3 protein-coding genes and 1 tRNA gene are annotated in these 4,786 nt (G+C 41.8%); 3 read left to right on the top strand and 1 reads right to left on the bottom strand.

Features of this window, described 5'->3' with window-relative positions:
• The 3 genes from FWE37_09125 to FWE37_09115 all read left to right on the top strand — a co-directional run.
• The coding region (locus FWE37_09125; GenBank protein MCL2521139.1) for a hypothetical protein at positions 1–1,961 on the top strand (1,961 nt) is incomplete at its 5' end.
• 233 nt (positions 1,962–2,194) lie between these two features.
• The gene (gene spoVG, locus FWE37_09120) at positions 2,195–2,485 is read left to right on the top strand and encodes a septation regulator SpoVG (GenBank protein ID MCL2521138.1); all 291 of its coding nucleotides are present in this window, start codon (positions 2,195–2,197) and stop codon (positions 2,483–2,485) included.
• Positions 2,486–2,510: 25 nt separating this feature from the next.
• Positions 2,511–2,583 (top strand) — tRNA-Gln (locus FWE37_09115).
• 127 nt (positions 2,584–2,710) lie between these two features.
• Here the strand turns inward: FWE37_09115 and FWE37_09110 are convergent.
• Entirely contained in the window at positions 2,711–4,294 is a 1,584-nt protein-coding gene (locus FWE37_09110) for a Na+/H+ antiporter NhaC family protein (protein ID MCL2521137.1), read from the bottom strand.
• Between the last annotated feature and the right edge of the window lie 492 nt (positions 4,295–4,786).

Raw genomic sequence — 4,786 nt, 5'->3', positions numbered from 1 at the left:
TTATTGGCAGTGGTTTTAACGATAACAGTATCGTCCTCGCCGAAGGGGCTACCGGCGTTGGTAAAAGTTACGGTTATTTAATCCCCAGTTTTAAGTGGGTTAGTCAAAATAATGAGCGTATTGTTATTAGTACCGCTACCATTGCTTTGCAGGAACAACTTTTAAAAAAAGATGTGCCTATGGTAGCTAAGCTGCTTAATTTAAAACATATTAAGGTGGTGCTAGCCAAAGGGCGCGCTAATTATTTGTGTTTGCGCCGTTTTAAAGATGTTTTAATAGAAGAAGCTCTTTTTGTTACCGATGACAGCGAGCTGGCCGGTTTAGAGTTGTGGTACAAAGGCAGTAAAACCGGTGATAAAAGCGAGCTTAACTTTACCGTGCCCGGCGATTTATGGGCAAAAATAAACAGCGAAAGCGATAATTGCCTAGCGGCGCGCTGCCCTAACTACAGCGACTGTTTTGTTTATAAAATGCGTAAAGAAGCCCATCAAGCTAAAATAATTATCACCAACCACCATCTTTTGTTTGCCGATATGGTTATGCGCTCCGAAGGTGAAGGTGAACTGGCCATTTTGCCTAACTACAGCAAAATTATTTTTGATGAAGCGCATAATATTGAGCGCTCGGCCACCGAGTTTTTTTCGGCCGGGTTTAACCGTTATAGTTTAACGAAGCAGCTGCTGCGGCTTCACCGCCGTAAAGGCGGGCGGGCTTTGGGTGTTTTAACTAACTTTGAGCAAGACGGCGATAAAAAGCTGTTGGATAAAATTTACCGCCTTTACGATGAAGTACAACTGAAATTAGATAAATTAAATGTGGCCGGCAGCCGCCATCTAGAAGATAACTTTAGGTTAAAACATTTAACCGGCCAGTTGGAGCAGGGGGTGGTTATCCCTATGCAAGAGCTAGGCAGTGCATTAACTGAGTTATGCTATAGCCTAGAGCGTTTGAGCAGTGCCGGGACTAACGAAGCCGCCGTGCTTGAGCTTAAATTGGCTACCGCCCGGCTGGCCGGTATAGCAGCCATCTGCGAACGGTTTACCCATTATAACGAAGAGCAAACGATTGTTTTTTGGGGTGAGCGCAACAATACTAGTTTTGGCGAAAGTTACTACCGTTATCTGGCCACGCCATTGGATATAGGCGGGCAAATGCAAGAGATAGTTTACCAAAAATACAGCAGTGTAGCTATGCTTTCGGCCACATTAGCCGTAGGCGACGATTTTAGTTACTTTAAAAAACGGCTGGGCCTTTATAATTACACTGCTCGCGAGGTAGCCGAACAAAGTTTTGCCTCACCTTTTAATTACGGTGCGCAAGCTTTATTGGCCATCGCCAGCGATAGCTACGACCCGCAAGCCCAGCAGCAAGATTATTTAAATTATACCGTCAATTTTTTACTTAATTTGTTTACCGCCACACAGGGGCGCGGTCTTGTGCTTTTTACCAGCTATAAATTGCTGCGCGATGTGGCGGCCGCGATTCAAAATGATTTAGAAGCAGCCGGTATTTTATTGCTTTGTCAAGGCGATGCCGATAGAGGCAAACTGATTAAACAATTTGAGACCAGCGGTAAAGCCGTTTTACTAGGTACCGACAGTTTTTGGGAAGGTGTTGATATTGACAATATCGCCCTTAAAACGGTAATAATTTGCCGCTTGCCTTTTTATCCGCCCACCGCACCGCTGGCCGAAGCCAAAGCCGAACATCTTGAGCGGCAGGGACTGCGTGCCTTTAACGAGCTGCAATTACCGGAAGCGGCCATTAAGTTAAAGCAAGGTTTTGGCCGGCTTATCCGTAAAGGCGGCGACTATGGGGCGGTGTTTATTATTGATAAACGTGTGCTTACCAAAAATTACGGCAGCAATTTGTTAAATGCCTTACCCAAAGCCAAAAGGCTGTATGGGGAAGGCGATAAGCTGATAAGTGAGGTTAAAAAGTTTTTAAATGACAAAGAATAAGCTGATGAAAGAATTCCCTTTGTCAGCTTATTCCTTGACTTCTATAGCAAAGACCAAAAAACTTTCCCCATTAATTGACCGCTTTTATCACTTTGTACTTAATTTTTGTGTAGCTATTTTTTGGATAAAAAACTGCAAAACTTAACAACTTTAACCTTGCTATTTTTACAAAATGCCCTATACTGTATTAATACGCAAATTGGGTTTTATTAAAAACAAAGGAGTTTTACTATATGAATGTTACCGACATTAGGGTGCGTAATGTAAGTGTTACTGGTAAGTTAAAGGCTTATGTTACAGTAACTTTTGATGATGCTTTTGTGGTGCATAATGTTAAGGTTATAGAGGGTAAAGATGGTATTTTTATTGCTATGCCTAGCCGCAAAACTAAAAAAGGCGATTATAAAGATGTAGCGCACCCTATTAGTACCGATTTTAGGGGGCACTTGCAACAACTTATTATTTCGGAGTATACTAAAACAGAAGGGCAGATTAGTGCTAACCATTACGATGATGAGCTGTAATTTACCTTTAAAAGTTACTCTTTTTTCGGGCGTCGACAAGTGGTAAGTCAACTGGTTTTGATCCAGTCATCCCGGAGGTTCGAATCCTTCCGCCCGAGAGTAGTTTACTTTCCTTATCCATAAAAAAGTAGACTCCTTTCTGTGGTATGTAAGATGTAAGAAACCCCCTGCTTCGGCAAGGGGTTTTTTGCTTATTAATTTTTTACAATGGAGAGGGCTTTTTCATTATTCTTTGCGGTGCAGGCGAGCCCGCTGTTCGGTAAGTATAAAAAAGGATGCACCAAAAACCACTAAAGCTACCATAAAAGAAATAATAGGGTTTAAAGTAAAACCGGCCACCAAAATACCCACACCGGCCGAAAAAGCCACCAGCAAAGCATAAGGCAACTGTGTAGTTAAGTGCTCGATAAAAGGTGCGCCGGCTCCGGCACTAGCTAAAACGGTGGTGGACGAAATAGGGCTGGAATGGTCGCCAAAGACGGCACCGGAGAGTACGGCGGCCACACTTACCAAACTAAAGTTAAGCATAGCATCGGGGGCAAGACCGTTAGCGGTGGCAAGGCTTACGGCGATAGGCAAAGTTACCGGCACCATAATGCCAAAGGTGCCCCAGCTGGTACCGGTGGCAAAGCTGATAAAACACGAAATAACAAAAACGCTAATCGGCAATAATGGTAGCGGGAAGCTGCCCTGCTGGATTAACCTATCCAAATGAGCGGGCAAGTTAAGGCCTAAATCTTCGGGGCTACTGCTAATAATGTGGCCAATCGTCCACGCCAGTGTTAAAATAACTAGGGCCGAAACCATACTGTTTACGCCATCAATAAGGGCATCACTGGCAATTTTAATGCTTAACACACGGCGCGCTAAAAAGTAAATATAAGTAAAAATTAAAGCGGCCAGTACGCCATAAAGCAAAGCTTTGCTGCTATCGGCATAAGCAAAACCATTTAAAAAGGTAGCGGCAGTGCCTTCAGGCAAATCGGCGGTAAAAGGAAAAGCCACCACACATAAAGCAATTAAAATAAAGATAGGTATGAGCATATCAAAAAAGCGGGCGTTAGTTTTTTCTTCGCTAATAACTACATCTAACTTACCATAAATATCTTCGTTGTAAAGTTTGCCTTCTTTAGCTCGTTTTTCGCTGGCTACCATCGGGCCGTAGTCGCGGCCGCTAAGAGCTACTACCAGTACCATCAAAATGGCAATTAAAGCATACAAGTTAAAAGGGATTAAGCGCATAAAAAAGCTCATTTCGCTAATGTTTAGCTCGCTAAAACCCACCGAGTTACGGATATAACTCATAATGGCCACCACCCAGCTGCTAATGGGCATAATTACACAAATGGGCGAAGCGGTGCTATCGATAATATAAGATAGCTTAGCGCGTGATACTTTGTTGCTATCGGTAACGGGACGCATAACGTTACCCACCGACATCAAACTAAAGTAATCGTCAATAAAGATGATTAGGCTAAAAAACCATGTCCATATTTGAGCGCTTTTTTTACCTTTAATAAAACGGCTGGCCCACAGGCCAAAGGCACGGGCCGAGCCGGTTTTGCTTAACAGCCCCACAAAACCACCCAGCAAAGCACAAAATAAAAAAATGCGGATATTCCATTCGTCAGAAAGCCGCATAGCCACAATATCGCCAATGTTGGTAAGGGCGACCACCGGGTTACCGCCGGCCACAATGAGGGCCCCAGCAATAATGCTGGAAAAAAGCGAAAAGATAACATTTTTGGTGATAAAAGCTAAAACAATAGCTAGTAACGGTGGGAGGATACCCCAGATTAGTGAATCCATCATCATCTCCTAATTTAAAAATCTAGTAATAATACGCCGGATACTAGTTTTAGTCAAGAGAGTTACAATTATAATTTATAACTTTTGATTTAATTTGCATAGTGATAAAATATAAGGGAATAGCAGCCTTAGGTGAAAGATTTTAACTGTATGGGTGGCTTTTATACATATGTGTATCTGCTTTTTTAATTATTTACTTGCCTAATTATAAATTAGGGTAACTATCCTTTTATAGACATCAATAGTATTTATAGATGGCTAGCTAGTCTAGCAATTTTATCTAGCCAAACCAACCTTAAAAAATATCAAAATTTTCCAAAATATTTCCTCAAGTGAAGAATTAACAACCCGTAATTGAGTAGTGGTAACTGAAAGGTGAAAGGTGAAAGATGAAAATTAAGAATTAAAAAGCTATCCACTTTCAGTTTTCACCTTTCAGTTATCAATTATTTACATTTAAGGAGTAAAAAATGTTAGATACCACAGGGTTAT

This window comes from Spirochaetaceae bacterium (assembly GCA_009784515.1).
Classification (GTDB): Bacteria; Spirochaetota; Spirochaetia; order WRBN01; family WRBN01; genus WRBN01.
This window is presented reverse-complemented; position numbering and strand designations above follow the sequence as displayed.

Bases quoted from the DNA above. Each gene is read 5' to 3' on its own strand.
- spoVG (MCL2521138.1), top strand. From the start codon at position 2,195: ATGAATGTTACCGACATTAGGGTGCGTAATGTAAGTGTTACTGGTAAG.
- FWE37_09110 (MCL2521137.1), bottom strand. From the start codon at position 4,294: ATGGATTCACTAATCTGGGGTATCCTCCCACCGTTACTAGCTATTGTT.